General features: G+C 31.7%; 21 protein-coding genes and 2 pseudogenes. 2 read left to right on the forward strand and 21 right to left on the reverse strand.

What is annotated here, in order from left to right; all coding sequences use genetic code 11:
* Positions 1-255: 255 nt before the first annotated feature.
* From CUEA01_RS09120 to CUEA01_RS09130, 3 genes are all read right to left on the reverse strand, one after another.
* Positions 256-2,628: a phosphoketolase family protein gene (locus CUEA01_RS09120; protein WP_234121332.1), complete on the reverse strand. Its 2,373-nt coding sequence runs from the start codon at positions 2,626-2,628 to the stop codon at positions 256-258.
* 223 nt (positions 2,629-2,851) lie between these two features.
* Positions 2,852-4,000 (reverse strand): ROK family protein, encoded by a 1,149-nt coding sequence (locus CUEA01_RS09125; protein ID WP_234121333.1) that lies wholly within the window; start codon positions 3,998-4,000, stop codon positions 2,852-2,854.
* Positions 4,001-4,104: 104 nt separating this feature from the next.
* Positions 4,105-5,874, reverse strand: a complete 1,770-nt coding sequence (locus tag CUEA01_RS09130) for a glycoside hydrolase family 13 protein (RefSeq protein ID WP_234121334.1) — start codon at positions 5,872-5,874, stop codon at positions 4,105-4,107.
* A 546-nt stretch (positions 5,875-6,420) separates the two neighbouring features.
* Here CUEA01_RS09130 and CUEA01_RS09135 point away from each other — a divergent pair.
* Positions 6,421-6,600 (forward strand): PDDEXK family nuclease, encoded by a 180-nt coding sequence (locus CUEA01_RS09135; protein ID WP_234121335.1) that lies wholly within the window; start codon positions 6,421-6,423, stop codon positions 6,598-6,600.
* A 314-nt stretch (positions 6,601-6,914) separates the two neighbouring features.
* On the opposite strand, the gene CUEA01_RS09140 is transcribed toward CUEA01_RS09135, so the two are convergent.
* The 3 genes from CUEA01_RS09140 to CUEA01_RS09150 all read right to left on the reverse strand — a co-directional run bounded on the left by CUEA01_RS09140 (position 6,915) and on the right by CUEA01_RS09150 (position 10,706).
* Positions 6,915-7,640, reverse strand: a complete 726-nt coding sequence (locus CUEA01_RS09140) for a VCBS repeat-containing protein (protein WP_234121336.1) — start codon at positions 7,638-7,640, stop codon at positions 6,915-6,917.
* A 172-nt stretch (positions 7,641-7,812) separates the two neighbouring features.
* On the reverse strand, positions 7,813-9,804 hold the full coding sequence (locus CUEA01_RS09145; RefSeq protein WP_234121337.1) for a methyl-accepting chemotaxis protein: 1,992 nt from the start codon (positions 9,802-9,804) through the stop codon (positions 7,813-7,815).
* Between the two features lie 305 nt (positions 9,805-10,109).
* Positions 10,110-10,706, reverse strand: coding sequence for a CPBP family intramembrane glutamic endopeptidase (locus tag CUEA01_RS09150; protein ID WP_234121338.1), 597 nt, complete (start codon positions 10,704-10,706; stop codon positions 10,110-10,112).
* 285 nt (positions 10,707-10,991) lie between these two features.
* On the opposite strand from CUEA01_RS09150, the gene CUEA01_RS09155 reads away from it, so the two are divergent.
* Positions 10,992-11,402, forward strand: coding sequence for a hypothetical protein (locus CUEA01_RS09155; RefSeq protein ID WP_234121339.1), 411 nt, complete (start codon positions 10,992-10,994; stop codon positions 11,400-11,402).
* A gap of 14 nt (positions 11,403-11,416) precedes the next feature.
* Here CUEA01_RS09155 and CUEA01_RS09160 read toward each other — a convergent pair whose 3' ends face one another.
* The 15 genes and pseudogenes from CUEA01_RS09160 to CUEA01_RS24910 form a co-directional block, all read right to left on the reverse strand.
* Complete coding sequence (locus CUEA01_RS09160; protein WP_234121340.1) at positions 11,417-11,794, reverse strand: hypothetical protein; 378 nt, start codon at positions 11,792-11,794, stop codon at positions 11,417-11,419.
* 157 nt (positions 11,795-11,951) lie between these two features.
* Complete coding sequence (locus CUEA01_RS09165; protein WP_234121341.1) at positions 11,952-12,488, reverse strand: hypothetical protein; 537 nt, start codon at positions 12,486-12,488, stop codon at positions 11,952-11,954.
* 641 nt (positions 12,489-13,129) lie between these two features.
* Positions 13,130-13,417 carry a hypothetical protein gene (locus CUEA01_RS09170; RefSeq protein WP_234121342.1) on the reverse strand — a complete coding sequence of 96 codons (288 nt, stop codon included), beginning with the start codon at positions 13,415-13,417 and terminating at the stop codon, positions 13,130-13,132.
* Between the two features lie 14 nt (positions 13,418-13,431).
* Positions 13,432-13,848 carry a hypothetical protein gene (locus CUEA01_RS09175; protein WP_234121343.1) on the reverse strand — a complete coding sequence of 139 codons (417 nt, stop codon included), beginning with the start codon at positions 13,846-13,848 and terminating at the stop codon, positions 13,432-13,434.
* Between the two features lie 260 nt (positions 13,849-14,108).
* Positions 14,109-14,879, reverse strand: a pseudogene (locus CUEA01_RS25335) (hypothetical protein).
* Positions 14,880-15,207: 328 nt separating this feature from the next.
* A complete protein-coding gene (locus tag CUEA01_RS09185; protein WP_234121344.1) occupies positions 15,208-15,384 on the reverse strand; it encodes a hypothetical protein in 177 nt (58 codons plus the stop codon).
* Between the two features lie 391 nt (positions 15,385-15,775).
* Positions 15,776-15,994 (reverse strand): annotated as a pseudogene (locus CUEA01_RS09190) (tyrosine-type recombinase/integrase); the annotation flags it as partial.
* Between the two features lie 270 nt (positions 15,995-16,264).
* Positions 16,265-16,537, reverse strand: coding sequence for a hypothetical protein (locus tag CUEA01_RS09195; protein ID WP_234121345.1), 273 nt, complete (start codon positions 16,535-16,537; stop codon positions 16,265-16,267).
* A gap of 16 nt (positions 16,538-16,553) precedes the next feature.
* Entirely contained in the window at positions 16,554-18,785 is a 2,232-nt protein-coding gene (locus CUEA01_RS09200) for a hypothetical protein (RefSeq protein WP_234121346.1), read from the reverse strand.
* 2 nt (positions 18,786-18,787) lie between these two features.
* Complete coding sequence (locus CUEA01_RS09205; protein WP_234121347.1) at positions 18,788-19,069, reverse strand: hypothetical protein; 282 nt, start codon at positions 19,067-19,069, stop codon at positions 18,788-18,790.
* Positions 19,070-19,898: 829 nt separating this feature from the next.
* Positions 19,899-20,615, reverse strand: a complete 717-nt coding sequence (locus tag CUEA01_RS09210) for a hypothetical protein (protein ID WP_234121348.1) — start codon at positions 20,613-20,615, stop codon at positions 19,899-19,901.
* 211 nt (positions 20,616-20,826) lie between these two features.
* Positions 20,827-21,261, reverse strand: coding sequence for a DUF3788 family protein (locus tag CUEA01_RS09215; protein ID WP_234121349.1), 435 nt, complete (start codon positions 21,259-21,261; stop codon positions 20,827-20,829).
* Positions 21,262-21,828: 567 nt separating this feature from the next.
* On the reverse strand, positions 21,829-23,196 hold the full coding sequence (gene dcm / locus CUEA01_RS09220; RefSeq protein WP_234121350.1) for a DNA (cytosine-5-)-methyltransferase: 1,368 nt from the start codon (positions 23,194-23,196) through the stop codon (positions 21,829-21,831).
* 101 nt (positions 23,197-23,297) lie between these two features.
* Complete coding sequence (locus tag CUEA01_RS09225; protein WP_234122156.1) at positions 23,298-24,731, reverse strand: Sau3AI family type II restriction endonuclease; 1,434 nt, start codon at positions 24,729-24,731, stop codon at positions 23,298-23,300.
* A gap of 184 nt (positions 24,732-24,915) precedes the next feature.
* Positions 24,916-25,041, reverse strand: a complete 126-nt coding sequence (locus CUEA01_RS24910; RefSeq protein ID WP_268906149.1) for a hypothetical protein — start codon at positions 25,039-25,041, stop codon at positions 24,916-24,918.
* Positions 25,042-25,083: the final 42 nt, after the last annotated feature.

The raw sequence follows: 25,083 nt of genomic DNA on the forward strand, positions 1-25,083 counted from the left end.
TTAATTTATTAATTCTTATTCGTTAAAAATTATGAGTGGCGTTTTCCTCTGTCACATAAAAAATACGCAAAAATTCCCTCAAACCTAAGTCTGAGGGAACATAAAACATGCTTATAGATATACCAGCTCAACTATTAAAATTTATGTGCACCATAATGCCTAGAAGACGGCATTTTGGTACAAATAAATTTTAAGTTTCACAGTGGTTTATCTTTAAATATTCAATTAAAATTATTAAGAAGCTTTCATATCAGCCTATTTAAGCGTTTCCCATTTCCAATTAACAACTTCTGGAATATCATCTCCATGTTCACGAATGAATCCATGGTGTTTTTCCAAAATTGCATCCATTTCAGCTCCAAAGTCAGCGGATTTTTCTTCATAAACTGCTTTTGCTGCATCTTTTGCTAAATGGAATCTATCCATTTCACTTAATACACGCATATCAAATGGAGTTGTGATATCACCATTTTCACGATATCCATGAATAGAAATATTGTGGTTGTGACGATGGAAGAAAATATCACGAATTAAGCCTTCATAACCATGAAATGCAAAAATAATTGGCTTATCTTGTGTAAAGTAGGCATCAAATTCTTCATCTGACAATCCACGTTCGTCTACCTTTGGACTACGAAGCTTTAACAAATCAAGTACATTGATAAAACGAATCTTTAGTTTAGGATACTTTTTATTTAAAATACTTACTGCTGCCAATGCTTCCAAGTTTGGCTCTGTACCTGCTGCCGCAATAACTACATCTGGCTGACCGCCTTTATCTGTACTTGCCCAATCAATAACTTTCAATCCTTTTTCCACTAATTCCTCTGCTTCTTTTACACTGAAAAATTGTGGACGTGGCTGTTTACTAGAAACAATTAAGTTAATCTTTTCTTCACTAGAAAATGCTTTTTCTGCTACTGCCATTAAAGTATTAGCATCTGCTGGTAAATATTCACGAATAAATTCAGATTTCTTTTCTGACAAGTGAGTTAAAATACCTGGGTCCTGATGCGTATATCCATTGTGATCTTGTTGGAACACAGTTGAAGTCGCAATTATATTCAAAGATGGATAGTTGTTTCTCCAAGACTGTTCCTTTGCTTTACGTAACCACTTAAAGTGCTGTGTCATCATGGAATCCACCACACGTAAAAATGCTTCATAGCTTGCAAAGAATCCATGACGTCCTGTTAAAACATAACCCTCTAAGAAACCTTCTGCTTGATGTTCCGACAATTGTGAGTCAATTACACGTCCAGCTGAAGATATCCATTCATCGTATGGTTCTTTAACAGATTCCATCCATTGACGTTTAGTTGATTGAAATATTGCATTTAAGCGGTTAGATTTTGTTTCATCTGGTCCAAAAATACGGAAATTATCTGGATTTTCTACAATCAAATCATTTGCATAATTTCCAAATACAATCATATCTTGTGCAATGACTGAGCCAGGTGTAGAATTGTCAATTGCATGCTTACGCCAATCTGCAAGTTTTAATTTTTTAGGCTTAATTCCACCATTTGTGATTGGATTGGTTGCCATACGTTGATTTCCCTTAGGTGCCAAATCTTTTAATTCCGAAATTAATTTTCCCTCTTTTGTAAACAATTCTTCTGGGCGATAAGATTTTAACCATTCTTCCAAAGCTGAAATATATTCTGGATGATGTGCATCTGCTGGAATTGGTACCTGATGAGCACGGAATGATGCTTCTATTGGTTCTTTATCCCATTCTTTAGGACCTGTCCATCCCTTTGGTGTACGTACAATCATCATTGGCCATTTTGGCATAACAGCTTCTTCAGCTGATTTCTCACGTGCCTTTTTTTGAATGATTTTAATTTTTTCAATTACTGTATCTAATTGTTTTGCCATAATCGGATGAACTTTTTCTGGGTCAGTGCCTTCTACAAAAAATGGCTCCCAGCCTAATCCTTCAAAATACTTCGTCAATTCTTCGTCTGTCTTTCTTGATAAAATCGTAGGATTTGAAATTTTAAAACCATTTAGATATAGAATAGGTAATACTGCACCATCATTCACTGGATTAATAAATACATTTGAAAACCATCCAGCAGCAAGTGGACCAGTTTCTGCTTCTCCATCTCCTACAACAGCAGCTGCAATCACCTGTGGATTATCTAAAATGGCTCCTGTTGCATGAGATAAGGAGTAACCTAATTCCCCTCCTTCATGAATAGAACCTGGTGTTTCAGGAGCTGCATGTGACGCGATGCCTCCTGGAAAAGAAAACTGTTTATATAGTTTTTTTAAGCCTTCAGTATCTTCGCTGATTTCAGGATAGATTTCTGAATAACTTCCATCTAGATAAGAATTAGAAACCATTACTTGTCCACCATGTCCTGGTCCCTCTATGTAAAACATATTTAAGTCATATTTGTTAATAACACGATTTAAGTGTGCATAAATAAAATTTTGTCCAGCAATGGTTCCCCAATGTCCAATTGGATGCACTTTTAAATCAGAAGTTTGTAATGGACGTTGTAGTAAAGGATTATCCTTTAAATATAATTGTCCAATTGAAATAAAATTTGCAGCACGCCAAAAAGCATCTACCTTTTTTAAATATTCTTTTGTATCATAATTCACTGTTTTTTCCATGGTATCCTCCTAGCATTAGTTTGTTTATTGTACTAACTAACTTTCTCAAATATATTTTACCTGTTTGTAAAAAAAAAGACAAGTATAAATTTTATTTTTTTTGAAAAAAACATAAAGTATTTTTTATAACGTAATAAGGACGCTATAAAATACACAGGCAAAAACAATTTTTTCACCTGTCTATTTTATAGCGCCCACTTCATTAGACATCTTAAAAAATGCTTTATTCATTTTTTGACGAGCAAAGCTTTAAATGAGTTACATCTAAAAATTTACGAGTACATACTGCACATGCTCCATGCAAAATTGCTTTTGAACCCAAACTGGAATTCTTGATTTCTACCCCCTTCATAAAAGAGCTATCAAGATTGCTTTTAATCTGCTCAATCATCTCTGGAATTCTTCGAATGATAGGACTATTAATATAGACAATTTCCGGTGCATAGGACACTACTATGTTATTAATTCCAATTGCCAAATACTTAGACATCTTTGCAGTTAATTCATGTGCAACTGGATTACCTTGATAATAATCTTTTTGAAGTACATCGGGAGTCACATTGGTTTTGCCCGATTTCTCTGCATATTGTTCCAGTATACTAGCTTCAGAACAATATCTCTCTAAGCATCCACGATTTCCGCATCCACAAGGGATACCATCCGGCACAATAATAGAATGACCAATTTCACCAGCCATTCCATTAATACCAGTATACAATTCTCCATTATTTATGACGCCAACACCGATTCCACTATGGACACTAAGACAAATCAAATTTTTATGCTCAGAAGAAAAGGTACTCTCTGCTAAAGCTGATAAGTTTGCTTCGTTTTCAATATACACCGGGTAATCACAGCGAGCACTAATTTCAGCATGCAAATCCATTTTATCAAGATCATAATAAGATGTAAAAACAACTTTCTCATTATATGTAATACCGTGAACCGCTAAAGTAACGCCGGTAATACCATAAATAGTAGGAACTTTAATCTGTTCCATCTCTTTGACTGCCTTTACTACAAGATCTACTACATTTTTTTTATAAACGGAAATATCTCTTGTTATAGTCTCTTGAATCATTACACCATTAGTATAAAACAAGGCCGCTGCAATATAGTATGCACCTATGTCAATGCTAATGGATAAACCGACTTCTTTATTCAGTTGGAGCATAGTAGGCTTTCTACCACCGGCACTAGTACTGCTACCCTCTCCTATTTCTTTAATAATCTCCGCATCCAATAATTCTTTTGTGATTTCTGAAACAGTAGCTTTATTCAAATTTGTTTGTTTTGAAAGAGTAGCTCTTGAAATTGGTTCATTACAAATTATGTTCTCTAAGATCATAGATCGATTTTTTCTTCGAATCATATGCTTATCTACTATCATCTTCTGACCCAGCTTCCTTTAAAGTATTAAAATCAGTTTATCATAACGGTAAATAATGGTCAAGCAGACTCGTTGTCTTCCCCTTTTTAAGCTAAAATTAGCACCCCTCCAGCTTTCAAAACACCACTGCTGTACTCATTAGAAAAAAGTATTTTATGTTCTAAAAATCCTTCAGCCTTTTTTTCATCTAAATTAACATCTTCCAAGGAAGCATTAATATAAACATGTACACTTTTTTCTCCGTCCAAGGTTTTCTTGTAATGCAAAACTCTTTCATTGCCACAGTCATAATAGTAACTAATATCTCCTCTTCTTAGTGATGGATAAGAAGAACGCATATGAATTAACTTTTTCATTTTTTCTAGTTTATCAGTATATTTACCTGCCTCTATGTCTTGCCATGGCATGCATCTTCGGCAGTCTGGATCCATTCCTCCTTGCAGCGCTATTTCTGTTCCATAATAAATACATGCACTTCCATTCATGGTAAATAACACAGCTAACTGCTCATAAAAGGCTTTTTCATCGGCACACCTATTTATAAGTCTTTCTGTATCATGAGAGTCTAAAAGGTTTAACTGAACGCAGCTAGTCTGCTCCATGTATAAAGAAGCCGCATAGTTCATTGCATATTCAAATTCCCTGTTTTTCAATGCTGGATCGCACCAAAACTCTGTTACTGAACTTAAAAAAGGATAATTCATTACGGCATCATATTCATCTCCCAAAAGCCAGGCATTAGAATCGTGCCAAATTTCACCGCATAGATATATATCTGGATTTATTGCCTTTAACTCTCTTCTCACCTGCTTCACAAAAGCATGCGAAACCTCATTTCCCACATCAAATCGTATACCATCTATTTCATAATCTGAAACCCACTTTTTTAATAATCCAATTAGATAATTCACAACCTTTGGATTACAAGTATTTAATTTTGGCATGGGTGCTGCAAAAGCAAAAGAATAGTATTTTCCGTCACGTGTACTTATATCCTTTAAATCAAAAGGCCAGCGGTTAATCATATACCAATCATAGTACTTAGATTCTGGGCCTTTCTTACATACCTCCTGCCACATAGGATGCATATAACTTGTATGATTAAAAACTGCATCAATCATTATTTTCATGCCGTGTTCGTGTGCTTTTTTGATTAACTCCTTCAATTTTTTTTCATCGCCGAAATGAGGGTCAACTGCCTCGTAATCCTTAGTATCATATTTATGATTGCTGTCTCCCTTAAAAATTGGTGTGAGATAAATACCTGAAATCCCAAGTTCCTTAAGGTAAGGAAGCTTATTTATAATCCCCTCTAAATCTCCTCCATAATAATCAAAAGCCGATACCTTTTCATATTTCCAAGGTTTTACGTTTTCGGGATTAAGCCTTTCATCGCCATTGCAAAATCTATCTACAAATATCTGATACCAGATAGTATTGTTTACCCAATTAGGTGTTTTATTTATATCGATTTCATTCATCCATGGAAAAATAAAGTACTGCAATAAAGGTCCCCGTAATTTCATCTGTTCCTCTGTGTAAAAATCATTTTCAAAATAATAAAAACATTCCTCCTCAGAATATAACTTAAAACAATATTTTATCCTCTTAAATTCGGGCTTAACCACAATCTGCCATAAAAGCTGATATTTTAATTTCTTTTGCTCTTTTATTTCAATACTTGAAGTTATCCATTCCTTATCACCATATAACCCCTTCTTATCAAAAGGATCGCCAAATATCAATTCTACCTTCTTTACCTCATAACCTGTCTTTAGTCTTATTACCAAACTCTTATCGTCTAATGCGTAACAATTTGATCCATATGCCTTGTGTTCAATTGCTGCAAAATTCATTATTCTACCTCCATGTGCGTTTTTTACGAGACAACAGATTTGTTTCTCCAGCCGCCTCTTTTCCATCTAAATTAATACTATTATTCCTCTAACTATCTCATCTAATACCATACTTATCCATATGCCAACTAGACCTACTGAAAATCCCAATTGACCTACCTTATAAGATTTGACGACTATCTTTAATGATATTATAATTAAAACAATTTTAAAATTCTTGCAGTATTAAGGCAATTAATAACACTATCTTGCTAAATTAGGTGTGAATCTATGAAAGACTCTGAATTTCTTAAACATGAAGAAAAGAAAAGGCAAAATAATTTTTTGACAACCAATATTAGCTGGTGTAAACTTAATTAACAAATGTGATTATTTAGTATAGGAGGATGTGAAAAAAGGTATTCTATAGGTTTTACTATACTGCACATAAAGCCTTATGAGCGGTTCGTAAAAAAGAATACCTATATTTTTCACATGCTCCTATAGATAGGCATTATAAACAAGTTAAAAAATTCAAAATAAAATTCTGAAAGGAGTGCCCTATTTATGAATAATGCTGCTGAAAACAAATTACATAGCTATGCTGATTATTTGACTTATCCAGAAGGCCAACGTATTGAAATTATAGACGGTCACATATATAACATGGCTGACGCTCCAACTAGAATTCATCAGAAAATTATTATGGAACTTGCTGCTGAAATAAGAAACTATATTAATCTATAGACTTGATGCTGAAACAAACCAGTTTAGAGCTCCAAAAGGTTATACTTTTAAGGATAAAGTAACGGTTGGAATATATGATAATTTAGAAATTGATTTTAATTCGTTAAACTTATAGTTAATTGCCACTCAAAATAAGGTATCTTAAATAAAATAACAAGTCCAAACTATCTCTCAATTTGGACTTGTTATTTTGTATATTTCATAAGCTATTTTAATTTATCTTCTCAAATATCATTATTAAAGAAAGCTATCCATCTTTGAAGCCCATCTCTTTTATCAAAAGCTTAAACTCAATTGCAGTAATTATCTTATTCCTATACTTGAACTCCAAAAATAGCTACATTTTGGTCATATAAATCAAATCTATTATCCTTCCATTTTAAAACGTTCAAAAAATAGCCTAAACCATCAACATTAGATCTTCCTGCTATTTTTTGATAAGCCATTAAATCATATACTCCATCCAAATTATAATCCACAGGATAAAGGCTGCTTATTGGATCTACAAAACCGCTTATTGGCTGCTTTAAAACTCCATTTGCATCATATGTTTCATTCAAATACTCTTTGTCCCTAAGAGATAAATCTATAATGTATTTTTCTTGGTTTTTCCTACTTAAAGCTTCAACCTTGTAATTATTTTTGAAGTTAATATCATATTTATATTCCTGATTATACACTTCAAAGTCAAAGATTAGCTTTGGCACATTGTTTACAAAGGAATAAATATAGTGAAATGTGTACCCACTACTGCCGCCGGAAAAAATGCTTATTTTAATATCCTTCACTCCATCACCTGTAAAATCAGCCAAAAACAGATTTGGGTCATAGCCTGCATTTGCCTTAAGTGGTATACTTGTAAATCTTCTCGTAACTCCATCTTGAATTACAAGAGTAATATTCTGTTCAAAAGGACTATCTTGTGTCTTTACAGCAGTTAAATACACATTATCAGGTACTTTATCACCATTTACATCTCCACGTGCATAAGAAACAACTCTAGTATATATCATACTTTCCCTGAAACAACAATTATACATGATAACTCCCTTTTATTATTAGCTTTCAGAATATCTTATGGAGTGATAGAGAAGCCTGCTACATTTTTTTATCGTTTATATATAATAATTTAAAAGGCTATGCTTTAAACAAGTGTTGATTTTCACACTTATTTAAAGCATAGCTTCCTTTAGTATGTTTGGCTATTTTTAATTATATTTTAAATTTATTTATTTCAATCCCTAATTGCCCTGCTAAGGCTTGAAGCCTACTTGAATATCTTGTAAGTTCTTCCATAGTGGCTGTTATCTCTTCTGTTGAAGCTGTAACTTCTTGCGAAGCGGAGGCTGTTTCTTCTGACACAGATGAAATATTTTCAATCTCGGATACTGTAGATTGCTTTTTCTCTTTTGCAAAAGCAACGGATACCTTTATTTCATCAACCTTATTAATCAATATTTCAATTGATTTTAAGATTTCACTGAATATATCCTTTGTTTGACCTACAGCTATATCTTGTTCATTTACTACAAATTCAGTGGACTTAATAGCTTCCACAGCTGTGCCTGATTTTTCCTGTATACCTGCTATGATTAACTTTATTTCTTCTGTCGAATTTTTAGACTGCTCAGCAAGTTTTCTTATTTCTTCCGCTACAACAGCAAATCCTTTACCTGCTTCACCTGCACGTGCAGATTCTATACTTGCATTTAATGATAAAAGATTAGTTTGTTCAGTTATATCAGCTATTGTTTCAGAAATTGCATTTATTTTTTTAGTGCTTTCATTCATATCTTGAACTATATTGTTAACTTCTTTAGTAGTTGCTTTGGTTTTATTTGATTTTTTTATTAAGGCATCTATCATTAGTAATCCCTTTGAACCTAATTCTTTAGTAGTACTTGATATTTTATCCATTTCATTAGAGTCATTGCTAATCTTATCTATTTTACTTGATAAGTCTTCCATAAGTGCAGCACCGTCTTGAGCACTTTGAGCTTGTGCAGTTGCTCCTATGGAAACTTCCCCTATTGCGCTTGCCACTTCAGCTATAGAAGTCGTTACTTCCTCTGACATACTTGCAAGACTTGTTGACGTTTCTAATACAGTATTAGATGACTTTGTAACACTATTCATAAGCCCTGATATATTTTTTATCATAGAGTTAAATGATACAGCTAAATCTCTAAACTCATCCTTTGTAGTTGCGTTTACTGATACCGTTAAATCCCCATCTGAAGCCTTGGCAAATACTTCTTTTAGCTTCTTAATGTTTTTATGTATTCCTTTACTTAATATCATTGACACAAGTATTGAAATTAACGCCATTACTATTATTATTAGAATAGTTGTTTGTAATATTGATTTTGTATCACTAGATAGTTCATTTTGTTCTAATGTAGCTACTAATTTCCATCCAGTAATAGTATTGGTTTCATATACCCCAAACTTTTTTACGCCATTATATGTATAAGAAACAAATCCATTATCCTCCGATTTTACTTTATTCCAAATTGATAATTTAGAAGCTGAATTTGTACCAATAAGCTTTTTTTGAGGGTGAGCTATAATATTACCATTTATATCAGCTATAAATAAATATCCAGAAGTCCCCACTTTGCTCATAGCCATTTTTTCTGTAAGTGCAGTTAATGAAACGTTCATTGCAACTACGCCAACTACTTTACCTTCTTTTTCTACCGTTTTTGCTAAAGATACAACCCTTGTACCAGTTTTAGCATCCTTAAAGGGTAAAGTTATTACTACCTGTCCCTTGTGTTCTAAAGCTAGTTTATACCAAGGCCTTTCAGTTGCTTTAAACCCATCTGGCATTGCTTGAATAGGGTATATTTGAAATTTACCACTTTCAGTTCCATAGTATGTAGTAAATATATCCTTATTATTTTCTTTTATACCTTTTAGCATATCAGGTATATAATTAATATTATCTCCCACTTCAGCATTTACAAAATCATAGTTAGTTGACATCATGTTAACAATGCCAGAAAGTCCGTTAAAATAGTCAGACAATCCATTATTCACCTCAAAAAGTGTTTGTTTGCTCGTAACACTTAATTTCTTACTAAGTATTGATTTTGACTGAGTATATGAACCAAAACCTAATACAATTAGCGGAATTACACAAATTGCTACTAAGCTAACAATTAATTTAGTACGAATACTGTTAAGTTTTAATTTTTTCATTTTATTCCAATCTCCCCTTACTAGTTTCTATCCCCAAGTAATAGAATATGTGCTTTTTCGACAAAAGTCAATCATTTTTTTGTCAATAATTTAATTGCATTTAAAGTTTCGCAAAAACATCCATAAGAAATAACTTAAGGAGGTAATGGAAAATGTCATAAATGAAGTAAAACTCCTAGTGCTAACCCAATATCAAAAAATGAAGCAGCAAAAGGTGTGGTGTCGCATTATCATAAAAGAATAAAACGTACATCCTTATCTGCTACCTTAATCCAAAATTTATTGCCATGGCTGAACTTATTAATTCAAATAGTAGCCACAGAGGATATTAAATTCATAATTCCGTGAATAATCCAGCTTGTAACTATTGAACCACCAGATTTTCTTTCATCAAGAAACCCTTCTCCCCATCCTATTGCACTGATAAGCATTATTATTACAACCGCACCAAATGCTCCAATCATGGGAAAGAATAAAACTCCATGCACAAATCCAAATACAAATGCCTGCATAATATTCCCAACAGTAAATCCAAATTTGTTAATTAATCTTTTTCCTAAAAATCCTCTAAAGAATATCTCTTCTGAAAGCCCCGTTTGAAAAAATGCAAAAATAATTACATTAGGTACAGCAGTAACCCCTCTTCCATTAAACTGAGTTGTTGCTGTTTTAGCATTTCCGATAACTATCTGAAAAACTTTAGATGATATCAAACAGGAGGCACATATGAATATAACCATTTCTACCAAATATATTTTTATATTATCTACCCTAATTTTCTTTAAGCCAACCCATCTAAAGAAATTAGCTTTTTTCCTTGCAGTAATAAGCCACCATACAAAAGGTACAAATGATAGTATAATCAACTGAAAAACTGCACTTATTAACATATTCATTTTCATAATCACACCTCTTGCTTTGTTTCAGTTTTTCTGTTGAATACTTTCTTGTAACACTTCAAAAACTGCAATAATATATACTCTGATATAAATGCTCCTACCTTCTTGTTGTCCATAATTTTTCTCCTTTCATAATACATATTTTATCATCCTATGCATGCATTATTGTACAAATGTTTATTTAATGTTATTATACTAACATGTAAAACTTAAAGCTTATGTGCAAGCTTTATTACAGATTATATATTCATAGTTTGATTGATAATTTTAAGGATAGGAAGTTTTAAAATGAAATTTTTAAAGATATTTTTATTTATATTTGTTTTATCATTTTGCGCTTTTGTATTAGTAAAAACATCGTCTCTTTTTCTTTCATCTAATTCTTCTTCAGATTATATTTCTACTAATGAAGTTGAAAAGAGGGGCAACCCAGTTCACAGTTGGATGATTGGAGCTGACCATCTGCCTCATATGAAAGTTTTCTTCTGGGTGCCAAAAAACTCTACAACTTTCATACCCTATGCTAATAAAGGTGTTAAAACTAACGTAATTGGACATGGACCAATCAAGCAATGGACAGTAATACAAACTGGAAAAGTTTCAGGACCAGACAAGCTTATCTTTATGCTTGTACCAAAGACTTTTGTTTTTACACACGGGCCCAACTTTTATAAATTAACACATGTATACTATAAGTAATATAAAATTACTTTTTAATGCTCCATTTTATAATCATAAATTGCCCAATACCTTTTTCCTTCACTTAATGATACCCATTTTTGAAATGTATCATTAAGAACACTTTTAAATCCTAAGCTAATTAAATCATAAGCCCTTGGTCCCGTTTCAAGTAAAACCTTATTATCATCCTCTTCACGAATAAGAAGACTATCATTGTTGTATTTGAAGCATAATGTTTTTTTATATATTTTAGAACAATCTTCTTCTGTAACATCCCTTGAATAAGTTCCCATAAACTCAATAAATCCTTCCAAGGGCTTTTCACTTAATAAACCGATTTTACCATTGTTTCTAAAGCAACACTTATACTCTATTCCTTTATATATAGCAAACTGTCCATTTTCCTCCATTTATTTCACCTTCCACCATTGTTTATTATATCTAATAGCAACAATCTTTTCATTATTGCTTTCTCTTGATAATTCTTAAATTACAGAACTATCATCTAGAGAACAATACTCAGGATTTCCTAAGTCATTCTTTACCTCATAGCATGCAACCATTCTCTTAATATGATAATGATTGCTTTATTAATTTACCTGATAATACGTCAATTGAAAAACGCCAATCATTTCGTCCAAACTTATCTGCCATTTCTTCATCTCCTTGACATATTATTTCTATTTCATTGTCGTTTTCTGACAAACTATAAAATGTATAATGCATAGGTGCTTTAACCTCATATAGCGTATCTCCTACATTATTCAATACAATCATTCTACTATTTGTTCTTTTTATCCCAACCTGAGCAACAAACCTTTTATGTTTTTCACAATACTTAATTGAAATCAAATCATCAACTATAAAATCATTAATTTTTGCATTATCATAGCAAACCACCTTTCCACTTTTTCTTGCATATGAATAAATTAGTCTTCCTTTCAAATCATAGTATTCATTTATCTCACTTTTATCATTATCCAGTCTTTTAATATATACTTTATTTAAACCATATTCCTTTGCTACTAAAACATCTGCTATCTTTATTTCAACTATCTCGCCATCTTGTTTCCATTTGACACTTTCATCGATTTTAATATCCATTAATCTCATCCCTCACTACTTTAAATATATTTCAGAACCACTAATTGCATGAATGTAGTCTGTTCTTTCTATCTTGACCATTGCATCATCTGTATTCATTTGTTCCACTATACTTTACATCATTTAACTGTTTATTCTTAGGCATACTTCCGTTCTCAAGGATGCTGAAAAAAGGCTAACACCTTTTTTCAGCATTAGCCTTTACTATTTCTACCATGTATTAGTTTTGCTACGCCTTACTATATTATAATAATTATACAATTGATTTTCCTTCTAGAACAAACTTAGTATAATCATTTTTAGACATATAACTTACAACATACTTATACAAATTATTCCAAGTTTCATCATCTACTAATCCATTTTTTAAAGTTTCAAAATATTTTAATCTAGCTTCACCACCCCCCTTTGGGCAGAGTCTGTCTTATTATCTTTTGGCGGTAGAATATACTCTTTTCAACATCTCCCCATATTTTATCACTATAAAGCAATGAACCGGCCTACTTAAATTCAGCTGATTCATTTCATCTTTTCACTACATTATTAATATTATGCTATGAGTAATATTATACAATCTGTTGATTTTCTAAACTATATAAATTATTTATTTTTATGTAGTTAATTATCATCTTATTCTGCAGTTAGTTATCCTCTTCCTCATAATAGTTATCAACATAAAACTTATTAATCTTAATAATTATATCTTCAAGTTCTTTTGGATCATTATGGTCTAACATCTTTACAACATTAAGGTATATGAAACTTGTTACAATTTTTTCGTTCATTACTGCATTTTTTAAATCTTCCAATTCTTTAAGCATTAAATTGTATCTATCAATAAACACATGATATTCTGATTTTTGTTTTAATACTGTAATTATTGAAGTTCCTAAATCAATTAATTTAATAAATTCTTCTTTTCTATTCATTTACATCTATCTCCTTATTTTAGCCAACTACTATCAATATCATTAAACCAATATTGAGTGCCTCCACCAGCCCTTGATTCAATAATTTCACCAACATTATTCTTTATAATTTGTTTTTCAGAAATACCCTTAATTACCTTTGTTCCTGCTGGTACCGTTATTTTATATTCTCCTGTAAGTGGATTACCCCAACTTTCGCATACAGCTAATTTATCACGTACTTGCTCAATTGTAAGATTTTCATCACTCCACCATCTTCCCAATCCATAAGATGATGTTGGTTCACCTGGATATCCTCTTCTATAAAGTGTTATTGGATTTTTAAGTTCAATAATTTCTATATTCATATCCTTAAATGCAAGAACATCTGCCAAGCTACCATTTCTATCAAAATTAGTGAAACCACATTTATGAAGTGTTTCACTTTTCAACCTTGCTTTTCCCCTTGTATTAAGCTTAATTTCATTAACATCATTTAATAGTTTTGTAATACTTTCACTATTATACGATTCAATAGATGAATTTTTTATTTTTAATATTGCATCATCTATTGTATGCTATTCTTTAATTATAGAACTTAGTTCTTCAGCTTTACTACCCCCCTTGGGTCAGAGTCTGTCTTATGATTTTTTAGTGGTAGACTTGAGTATCTTCAACATCTACCACTATTTTATCATGCTATTTGCTCTACTTACATATCTGGTAAAATGTATTCAGTCTTGTTCTTCATCATTCCATAGATGATGTTATTAAGCCTTCTCATTACACATACTAATGCTTGTATCTTGGTTTTACCTTCTGAGACTTTTCTCTTGTAGTATTCTAGGAAAACTGGATTTCTAGGAGTTCCTTTCTTAGAGACTTGTATCTGTTGCACTGCTAGGAAATAGAACACTCCATATAGTTCCCTATTACCTTGCTTACTCTTTTTATCTTTTCCTTTACCTGCTGAACTGAAATTTACTGGTGCTATTGCAGTTACAGTATCTATCCCTGGAATAGTTTCTAGCTTTAAGTCTAAAAGCTTTAGTAACTTCTTCATTTCAGCCTCAGCCTTCTAAATTTCCTCACTTTTAAAAGCAATGTCTCTTACAATGCTTTGAATGATGAAATCTCTAGACTCTTGGTACTCTCTTGTTGTATCTACATCACTTTCTACAATGTAAAGTATCTCCTTAGCCTTTCTTGTTGAACAGCTGTTATGACTAGGTTTCCTTAAAAATTTAGCTAAGTCTACATCGGTTACACCTCTTAGGTGCTTCGGTGATGGGTACTTTTCATAGAATGCTAATGCAGTCTTACTGTTTACATCAGAAAAAAATTTCTTATAGCTTGGGTAATTATAGTTTAACTGTTCATGAAGCTGATTGGTCAGAGTGGTTATTGAGTCTATCTTCTCATCCCAGCAGTCTATAATAACAGCGGTATGGGTATCCTTGTGTAGGTCTAATCCAATGTATATATGATTCTACTTCTTATGCATCTCTATTCACTCCTATTCATTATTCATGCAGGGACGCAGGCAACCTCAGTTTAAAGCAATCAATCCTCTTGGAGAATTATTGTGAATGGGGGGCGAAAGCCAATCCGTTCTTATTCTGCTAGAGGTAATGACCTTGTAGCTTTCAATGAAATCATTATTGAATCTTCTTAGAACATTGATTTTACTAGCTTAGGGCGTATTGCGTGGTAAATTCTTTTTTTATTTTTAGTATTTATTCAGTTATTTTTCATTCTGCTTTAACTAATTTAATGTGACCATATGCCCAACCTATTGATTTATCTAAGTTTCATGTGACATAGATGTGCCCAACATATGCCCTATTAGGTAGCCTATTCCACAATGTTGCTGATGCTATACCACTAGCTTTAGCACTCTCCTCAAAGTACGATAATAATTCTTCTTTCATTGCTTCTGAAATGTCTCTTAGTTCCTTGATTTCTTCTAAAGTGTAGATTGTTATCATAATTTTCTCCTCCTACAATAGGCTTACCGCCTTCATTTTCTCTTCTCTGCTACTGTTAATATAAAAGGGGCTGTCGCACAAAATTATTTTATACGCAAAAAAGTATTGCGAGATAATAGCTAAATTTTTTCGTCTAAAAAGAAGGCGAAAAAGCTAATAGTGAAGGGTTTTAACTTGCTTTGCTCGTTAAAAGGTGAACTTTTTCACTTATGTGAAAAGCAAAGGATGATTTTCCTCCGTTTTACTATGGAAAATCTTTAATTTAAATTTATAATTTTTTACGTAGCAAAGCGAAGGAAAAATAACCTTAACTTTCGGATTTATCTGAAAAGTTAACCTTTAACGTGCACAGTATCGTTAAAACCTTCACTTGATTTTGTTCGCAATAATTTTAAATTATAGTTAAATATTTTCTTAGTGCGACAGCCCCTGCTAGTTTACTTACTGTTGAAATTGGCACTCCTCTGTTTATTAATCTTGTACAGAAAGTATGTCTGAAGGTATGGGGTTTTAATTTATTTATCATTCCTATCTCCTCAGTTAACCTTTCAATCATTGTATTTATTGCATCTCTTCTTAATGCTCCTCTCTGACCTATTATGAGATATTCTGAATCTTTAGCTGTATCTCATAAATCTCTGTTTTCTGATGTGTTATCGCCGCTTTTTAATATAGTTCTTTTGAATGATGTATTTACAACATGTATTAACTGCTAAAAAAATAATGAACCAGCTTACTTGAATTCAGCTGGTTCATTTCATCTCCTCACTGCATTATTTAGATTATGCAGTGAATATTATTACTACTTCAATTGATTTCACTCTTTAATATAACTAATCATTTTTATGCAACTAGTTTATTGTTTATTATGCATTAAAGTTTATATATCTTTTAAAACTTCATCATATATTGTTTCAGCCTCATCCATTGCCATTACTAAGGGACAAGTATAATCACTATAACTGTCTAAATACGCTCTTACCCCACCAGCTATTTTTATAGTTTTTAAATCATTATTATTTAAACAAATCAAAGCATTTTTATATCTTTTATATATTAATTCCAGAATTCCATTATTTAATTGATTTGCATATTGATTTTCCAATATATCTATTACCTTTTTAATGCTATTTTCTAAGTTTTTTATATTCATTTCTAATACTCCTTCTTTATTTAGATGGTACTATTCTTATTTCTTTAATCCAATTCAAATCCCAATTTAATGGTAACACCACTTGGTCTCCACCACCAACTAATTTAGCACCACTTTCAGTTGTCTGTTCAGCAACCTTTCCTATGTTTAATATTTCACCTTTAGGAACTTCTATTACCGCCTCATACATTCTACTATTTCCCCAACTTGGTAACAGCGCAGTATCTATTTTAGCTTGTATTCTACTTTCTGCTGGAACTGTTGTTACAAATGAACCTCCAGCATCAGCTCTACCACCAAAGGTTCTATAAACTATTATTTTTTCCTCTGTAATTACAGTTCTATAATTACTATCAGTAAATGTTTTACTTAAAGTATTAGGTAGATATGACTTTTCTATTTCTTTTACTTTACCATCAATTAGAGTTGAATACTTTCCATAGTCTTCAGCTTGTGTAACCCCCTCAGTACCTTTCTTTTCCCTTCCATCAGTTTTAGACTCTACATTTACTCCACTGTCTTTTACATCTTTAAGCTGTTCACTCTTAGTTGCTCTTACTTTCTCCGAATCAGTTTCTATTTTTTCTTCATAACTGCTTTCATTTACTTTCTTTATATCTTCATCAACCTTTACAGGTGAACCTACTTCATTCTTTTCATTTATTATATCATTTACTGTTTTTTCTTCAACTTCACTTTTCTCACCGGTTTCTACAATCTCTTTTGCTTCACTTTTAATTTCCACATCTTTATCTATGGCTTTTAACTTTTCTACTATATCTCCAAACTTATCTGACATTGATTTTTGAAGACTCAATATCTCACTTAACGTATTCTTAAACATTTCCTCGCTAGCTTTACCAAGACCTTTTAGCTTGCTTGATAATTCCGACATTTTTTCTGCATATGATGTGCCTTTTTCAAGCTTGGACATTTCACTTGCATCCTTACCAAATTTCACTGCATCCTCCATCTTACCTGCCTCAGATGCAGCTTTTAATGCTCCTTTCCCTGAAAAAAGTGTAGCTATATTTAATACTACATCTGTACCAAACTTATATCTTGTATATTCATCTCCATTAATTAGGTTTTTATCTATACTGTTTTTTATAGAGTTAACCAAATTACCTTCAAATTCCAGCTGTTCTGCTGTTTTTGGTATTTGTGGATTTAGAATACCATATATCTTTTGACTGGTATCTAGCCAACTTAAAAGAGTTCCTTTTGTATCAGTTCTTAGGTTATACCACTGCTTTCCACAAAACTCTGCTACATCATATGGAATTTCTACAGTTTCTTTTACAAAGGTGCATGCTCCTGCTAGAATTCCAGCATGTTTAGGATCAATTTTCTTGTATAGTTCCCACGATTTCTTTATTATTCCCTCTAAATCATTTATTTTATTTGAAGTATCCTCAAGTAATTTTGCTCCTTCTGGATGGCTTTTACTAAATTCATTCCAAGCATCCGCCTTGAAGTTATCGAAGTCTTCAATTAGTTTATTTTCATATTCAGCTTCAACCTTAGGAAGTACTTTTAGTTCTTCTTTATTGTTTGTAGTTAATTCCTGAACATCAGTAGCTAAAAGAATTAAAAAATCTGTGCCAGACTTTTGAAAGTTTTTATTTTCAAAAGTTTTAAAGATTTCCTCTAATACAGAATTTATCTGCCTTGTTAATTCCGCTAGTTCCGATTTTAAGTATTCCTCTACATTCTTTATTGCCTTATCTACATCTTCTATTTTTTCTTCTGCAAAATTCTTAATTTCATTTGCAGCATTTTCCACCATATCAACGGCTGAATTTACTTTTCCATCTGCTACCTTTAAAGTTTTATCAATTACATTTTCTTCTTTTTCACTTTTTAATTCTACCTTACTGCTTCTATTATCAAGACTTGCATCTCCTCCAGATACAATGGGCTTAAACAAAGCTTCGTAAAGATTAGGTGATGGTGAATTTATCCCCTCGCTTATTCTGTCAATATTTACTGCATTTACTGCTTTTAAACCTCTAAAATTAATTGCATTTGCCTTTTCATTTAATCTTCTTTCTAAATTTTGATACCTTGAAATTTCATCATCTAAAAATCGCTTTGTTTCATTTAAATGACGAAGAAGCCTGTCACCACTCGCTGTTATGCCAGAGGTTTGTGCTTCTGCTCTACTTAAATTTTCACTAACTGTACCTTCAAATCTATTTACAATATCATAAAGTTCCTTTAACTTTTCAAAATCCACTGAAATCATATTTAAGCACCTGCCTGCTTTTGCTGTTTTGCCGCTTCTTCAGCCTGCCTTAAACGATTTGCCTCTTCACGAAGTTCTTCTGCTATTCCATCCATCAGATTTGTAAGTATAAGCACTTCTGTTTTTATAGTATCAAATATTTGAAGTACTGCAGTGTTTTCTTCATCCCTATTATCTAAGTTCGCAGTATCTAGTCCATTAGAAAAATTGCTTTTCTCATTTTTTATATTGCATGAACATTCACTTATTATACTTGCTGAATATTCTAATTCACTTGCTCCCAACAGTGTCACCTCTCATAATTTCACTAATCAGTTTTAAACTTCCATGTTAATATTACTATTATATTCCACAAGTTTCAATGCGTTTTAATCTATTTTTTAATTTATTTATATAAATTATTAATATAGATAGACAACCTGAAACATTGAAATTATAAATACCAAATGTATCCTTATGCTAATGTTTTAAATTCACAATTCACAGTTCACAATGCACAATGAAGGATGATTTTTCTACGAGATCGTATAAAAATCTTAAAACTTATTTTTTTATTGCTTAGCGAAGCTGAAAATATTTAAATTTAAGATTTACCTGAGAGAAAGTTTATTAATATACAAAGTTTTATTGCACTGCTATTAAAAGTAATTCTACTAAGTTAAAGGACCTACATCGGTTTACGCCCAAACCCATAGGCAAGGTTTGATAATATGCATACATTTTTGTTTACTAAATTTGAAATTAATATGCATAGGTTCATGAATTTACATGGGCTAAAGCCCAAACCCCTAGCATGTGTATTGTGAATTGTGCATCGTGAACTGTGAATTGAAAAACATTGCTGCCATGATAAGCTTGAAATTTGAAATTTTTAATTTCCAAGTTGTCTATCTATCAGTAGCTATATACTAAAAATTGTTCCTAATTTATTTTTAGTACCTGCCTTCTATTTATTTGGGGGCAATAAAAAAACTAGCTTACTATCTATAACCACAATAAGCTAGTTTTGTACTTTCCTCTAGTATAACTTAACTTACTTTAACTGCTCTTCATATCCATATATAAAGATTGAAACGGAGAGCTTAAAGCTGATTCTAACAATCCCTCATCTCATTATCTGAACTCAACCCAATAATTTCTGTGTGGCTCAATAATAATAGAACCAAAGAAATGTTTAATTTGGTTAACTGATACTGGAGTAATTTCACTTTTGCTACCATTATATTTATTTGCACTTTCCCTAGTTAAAAAACACTTAATAGATTCATATTCCTCGCCATTTTCTGCCTTTCGCTTAATGATATCAAAACCAAATTTTCCTTCAGATTTCATGCTAATAGTAGGCAATGTTCCAAGAATGTACACCACCTTATCCTTCATGAGTTCAAATGCCTTTTCATTACTTATCTTATTTCTAGCTGCTGCATACATTATGCAAAAGGAATCAATTAAATCCTTTATAGGCATTAAATCTTCTTTGGTAATAATAAGCTCCTGCAGTGTAAGACCATGAATTATGAGAGCATCAAATAGAGGCTGCTGAATCACATTATCTACTGCCATTCCAAGAGGCAGCTGAATGCACTGATACTCTTTTTGCTTTGTCTCCTTAAATTCCTGCAAAGTTTGATTTAAAGCTTCCTGTGAAATACATATATGCACAGCTCTATCTATTTCAATATTTCCATCATCACTTAGTACTACTACGTCCCGGTCAAGCTGCTCCATAAAACCAAGCTGTCCCAAAGTAATATTAGAAACGTATTTTATATTTTTATTTTCTGATGTTATTTTTGAATCATGTTTTTTTAATTTATTAAATAACCCCATTGAAACTCTCCTCATATATCAAATTCTCATTACAATCATATTTAGAAAAAACTTCTTTATTTTTTATAAAGCCCCGCAAATTATTTTACTTTCTTATGACTTTATTAATTACAGAATAGTCTTCACGATTAATAGTAAAGCCTAATCCATAAAAAGTAACAAAGTACATTAAATTATTTTCTAATAAACACAGACAAATTACATAGTATACTCATTTACCATGTTTCTTTGTTTTTGTTTCCATTATCTTCATTAAATCCTGTAATTGCTCACTGCCTGTAACACGGTAATTAAGCCAACCACCACTTCCACATGGGTATTTATTATCCCACACAACTTTGGCATAATCGCTCAGTGTTTTGTAAATTGGCTCCATTGCATCATTTGAAATACGAATCAATACCATAAAAGCTCCGTTTTCGGCAAAGACATCGCAAATATGTTTACTTTTTAGGCTATACTTCACGCCCCATCCGTATTTATTCCCATATGGAAAACGAATGCAACTTTTCATTCCAAGTTTATCCTTTAGATATACATCTAGTTCCAACCATGACTTTCCAACTTCACCGCAATAAGAAATCATTTCCTCAAATAACGGCACCTTCTGCTTGTCTAGCATTCTTTCATACACGGTATTTTGCACCTCCTAATTAACATAAAACAGTTCCAATTCTAGTTAACAGTATACTTATACTTAGTATAATGGTATATTTTTGCCAATAAGTCAAACATACTAAGTGCCTAATTCTAAATGTACATTTTCAAAACCTTCTAGTTTATTCTTAAGATTCTATGCATGCAAGTAGTCCTTACAAAGTAGCAGCCCCAATTTTCTTTAATCAGTGTAGTATGTATTTAGTTTAATGCTATTACCTCTTCATCAAAAATTTATATTTCATCCACTACTGTGGCATTCCCGTATAATTTTAATCCATTAATTCATTCTGTATTGTTGAGTTGCTTTTAGACGATTATCTCATGTTTTTTCAACACTTTCTATTCAGATTCTTATTAGGGAGCTTACGGTAAAAAACATTTATCTATAAAAAAACTGGATACATAATATTTATTAGTTATGTTCCAGCATTTATATTTATATTAAATTCTCTCCATACTCATTATAATCGTTATTATCAGCTTCATCAATAGATCCTTTATCCGTTTCTTCTGTATACATATAAAAATTCAGTCCAGTAATTCTAGATGTTTTTCATTCACTAGCAAATATTTTATTTAATGTTTTTTCCATATCTTTTATCAAATCAACAACCAATGCATTTCCCATCATAAATCTACGTTTATTTATTGGCATTTCTACCTTTTTCCCATTCATCAAACAATACTTTGTATGCCCTGTGGGGAATCCTTGAATACGCTCCGTTTCTTCGGGTGTAAGTAATCTGATTCTTCCAGTCATCTTATCTTTTACTATATGTGTTGTTCGACTAAAACTACCTTCTGATGTAAGCATTGTCCTTGCTGGTTTATCATAATCGTCAATCATTGATATCGCGCCCTCAGAAAATATATACTCATGACCTGTTGCAGATGACTTACGTGGTAATTTCTTAGCACCTTTTAGATATTGCCATGTCTGTCTTTGCTCTTTTGAAAGTCTTTTCTTCAATTCATCACTATGTGTTATATCAGTAGCCGTATAATACAATCTTTCTTCTGGAATAAAAAATTTCTCATCTACCGATTCATTTTCCAACATATCACCAAGTGTAATTTGATTTCCTTGATAGTTCGATTCTGTCTTTACCGTATATATAATGCCATCCTTCATGATACCTGTATTTTCAAAAGTAAAGCTAAAATGATTCGATAACTCTCCAATTTCATTCGGTAATTCTTGGATTTTTATCTTTTTTGAATTAATTTTATCAATGGAAAATGTCGTTCCAAAAAAACCTTCCTTTTCAATCACATTAGATACACCCTCATCTATGTCACTTTGCATTTTATCAATGATTTTATTTGCATATTTTGTATCATTTTTATATGCAAATATGAATATTCTTCGTCTTCTTTGCTGATAACCATATTCAGCTGCATTAATCACTCGCCATTCAACAATATAACCTTCATCTCTAAAACAAGCAAGTATGACTCCAAAATCTCGACCCCTTTGCTTTGCTGGCGATTTTATTAATCGATCTACATTTTCCAAAAGTACAAATGGTGGCTTCTTTTCTTCCAAAATATCTCTAATGGACCACCATAAAACACCTTTCTTCCCTTCCAATCCCTTTGATGTCGCTAACGAGGAGGCAACAGAGTAGTCCTGACACGGAAAACCTCCCACGAGCAAATTAAAATCTGGGAGCGTCGATTTATCGACTTCTTCAATATTCATATTCGTTGTATCGTTTCCATTCTTATCCAAACAGGTTCCAAAATGATACACATAACAGTCATGTGCATATTGTGTACTTTTCTCTGCTGGTTCCCACTGACTAAACCATGTTGTCTCCCATTTTTCTTCTCCATTTATGTCCTCTAAAGATTCTATGCCATTTAATCCACATCTAAAACCACCTACACCAGCGAATAATTCACATACTGTTCTATCCATTCATCTCTTCCTTACATTACAAAATAATTGCGAACATTAGTTCGAATGATTGTTCTATCATTATCATATAATATTTTTATCATTTTGTAAAGATCTTTCTATTATTTTTCCAAAAATCTTTTATTTAACTGCGATAAAATATAAGAATTATTCAGCCAAAAGCATTGCTTAGGATATAATCTTCCATCAGGTAATTCATAAGTATCTTTTGCATTTCGCCCATGAGGTCTTACATGGCATACTGGATTTTCTGACGAACTTGGCAAATTACTATAATTCTTTCCATTCTTTTCGGTGATTTGAAGCCCATCTTGTAATACATCTTTTGTTCTTTTCCACACTTTATAAACTTCATTGTGCAAATCACTATAAGGAATATTCCAAAATTGACACCCTTTCAGCACTAGTTCATTATTATCATTAAATTTATATACAACGAACATAAATCGGGTCTGTTGCAGATAATTTCCAAAGGCAGAATCTTCCCATTCTTCTTGCACTAATTCTTTAAATTTAAACGTTGGAAAAGACATACTTTCCTTGATTTTGTTATTTTTTTCAATTCGAATCGTTTTTACTACAACATTAGCTTTTTCAAATTCTTCTGCATGATTTCCTTTAATTCCAAGAATTCTATAAGCGAGAATTGCTTCCAAACTTTTAGGCTTTTTATCAATATTTATTTCAAATTTTTCACACAATTCTTTAACTGTATATTCTCTATATTCATTTATCTTTTCTGTTACATAATCTTCAAACGAATCAACATTCTTATCCTTGATGATAGGTTCATATGTATTCTTCCCTGAAATAATATAATGATTCAAAACATATGTCATATACGAGTTCTTAAATGAAAATGCTCTTGGTTTAGCTAGTTCATCACTATATGGTTGTTTTCTCCTATCTGTAGATTTCACTGCTTTTGTTGCCGCACCCAAATACAAAGTATCTCCTTCGGACAATTCATGAGCTTTACCTGCTCGTATTTTTCCAACAATCACTTCAAAATCATGTTTTATAATTTTTTTATCTTGCTCAGGTGGTGTAAATAACTTTGCATAATGTATCTGATAATCAACCCTAAATTTAACTTCTTTTTTATACAGATAGTAAACCAATAATATTAATTTTGCCTTATTCCACAGATGTCCTGTCTCAAACGTCTCATTTACAACATTAAAATAATCTATCATTGTCAATATCAAACGTTCTTTTGCCACTTTTTTACCCTTTGAATTAATCTTATACGGCGTTACTTTTAATTCCACTCCAGCTTCTGGAAAATCGGGTCTGGAATCACTATTACAGGCATAATGAAAAAATTTTTCTTCCACTATCTGCCCTAGATTCCCCTTATTCTTTTTATTTTCATGTGCCTCTTGTTTTCCACAACCAAAACTTTCACGTATTATCATTGCATGTTCTTTTTCATATTTATCTATTATTTCTTGAAATGATTGTCCAATCATTTTTTTTGCATATTTTTCAATAGAAATCGGATCTGCATTATCATATTCATCATTATAATTCATCAATATTATTCTCTCCTATTTCAATATCAAGAATCATCTCTTCAGCGGCTTTTACACATTAATCTGTCTTTTTTAGTCTATTATTTTATTTTGTAAACTCCGTTATTTAATTTTCAATTTAATATTTAATTTCAACTAAAACTTTTCTTCCTGGTTTAATATTAATTTCTTTTTTATTATCAGCTTATTTTATATACATAAATATTGTGAACTTATATATTCCGTGTTTTCTTGATGCTAATGAAGCATTCCTTCTTCTTGCACTTTTCTTAATATTTGTTATTTTAATTCTTTTGAATAAATTTTTCATTTCATGGGTTACCTACAATTACAAATATATTATAAATAATAT

The organism is Clostridium hydrogenum, assembly GCF_021432385.1.
Taxonomy (GTDB): domain Bacteria; phylum Bacillota; class Clostridia; order Clostridiales; family Clostridiaceae; genus Clostridium_S; species Clostridium_S hydrogenum.

Bases quoted from the DNA above. Each gene is read 5' to 3' on its own strand.
- CUEA01_RS09120 (WP_234121332.1), bottom strand. From the start codon at position 2,628: ATGGAAAAAACAGTGAATTATGATACAAAAGAATATTTAAAAAAGGTA.
- CUEA01_RS09125 (WP_234121333.1), bottom strand. From the start codon at position 4,000: ATGATTCGAAGAAAAAATCGATCTATGATCTTAGAGAACATAATTTGT.
- CUEA01_RS09130 (WP_234121334.1), bottom strand. From the start codon at position 5,874: ATGAATTTTGCAGCAATTGAACACAAGGCATATGGATCAAATTGTTAC.
- CUEA01_RS09135 (WP_234121335.1), top strand. From the start codon at position 6,421: ATGAATAATGCTGCTGAAAACAAATTACATAGCTATGCTGATTATTTG.
- CUEA01_RS09140 (WP_234121336.1), bottom strand. From the start codon at position 7,640: ATGTATAATTGTTGTTTCAGGGAAAGTATGATATATACTAGAGTTGTT.
- CUEA01_RS09145 (WP_234121337.1), bottom strand. From the start codon at position 9,804: ATGAAAAAATTAAAACTTAACAGTATTCGTACTAAATTAATTGTTAGC.
- CUEA01_RS09150 (WP_234121338.1), bottom strand. From the start codon at position 10,706: ATGAAAATGAATATGTTAATAAGTGCAGTTTTTCAGTTGATTATACTA.
- CUEA01_RS09155 (WP_234121339.1), top strand. From the start codon at position 10,992: ATGAAATTTTTAAAGATATTTTTATTTATATTTGTTTTATCATTTTGC.
- CUEA01_RS09160 (WP_234121340.1), bottom strand. From the start codon at position 11,794: ATGGAGGAAAATGGACAGTTTGCTATATATAAAGGAATAGAGTATAAG.
- CUEA01_RS09165 (WP_234121341.1), bottom strand. From the start codon at position 12,488: ATGGATATTAAAATCGATGAAAGTGTCAAATGGAAACAAGATGGCGAG.
- CUEA01_RS09170 (WP_234121342.1), bottom strand. From the start codon at position 13,417: ATGAATAGAAAAGAAGAATTTATTAAATTAATTGATTTAGGAACTTCA.
- CUEA01_RS09185 (WP_234121344.1), bottom strand. From the start codon at position 15,384: ATGATAACAATCTACACTTTAGAAGAAATCAAGGAACTAAGAGACATT.
- CUEA01_RS09195 (WP_234121345.1), bottom strand. From the start codon at position 16,537: ATGAATATAAAAAACTTAGAAAATAGCATTAAAAAGGTAATAGATATA.
- CUEA01_RS09200 (WP_234121346.1), bottom strand. From the start codon at position 18,785: ATGATTTCAGTGGATTTTGAAAAGTTAAAGGAACTTTATGATATTGTA.
- CUEA01_RS09210 (WP_234121348.1), bottom strand. From the start codon at position 20,615: ATGGGGTTATTTAATAAATTAAAAAAACATGATTCAAAAATAACATCA.
- dcm (WP_234121350.1), bottom strand. From the start codon at position 23,196: ATGGATAGAACAGTATGTGAATTATTCGCTGGTGTAGGTGGTTTTAGA.
- CUEA01_RS09225 (WP_234122156.1), bottom strand. From the start codon at position 24,731: ATGAATTATAATGATGAATATGATAATGCAGATCCGATTTCTATTGAA.
- CUEA01_RS24910 (WP_268906149.1), bottom strand. From the start codon at position 25,041: ATGAAAAATTTATTCAAAAGAATTAAAATAACAAATATTAAGAAAAGT.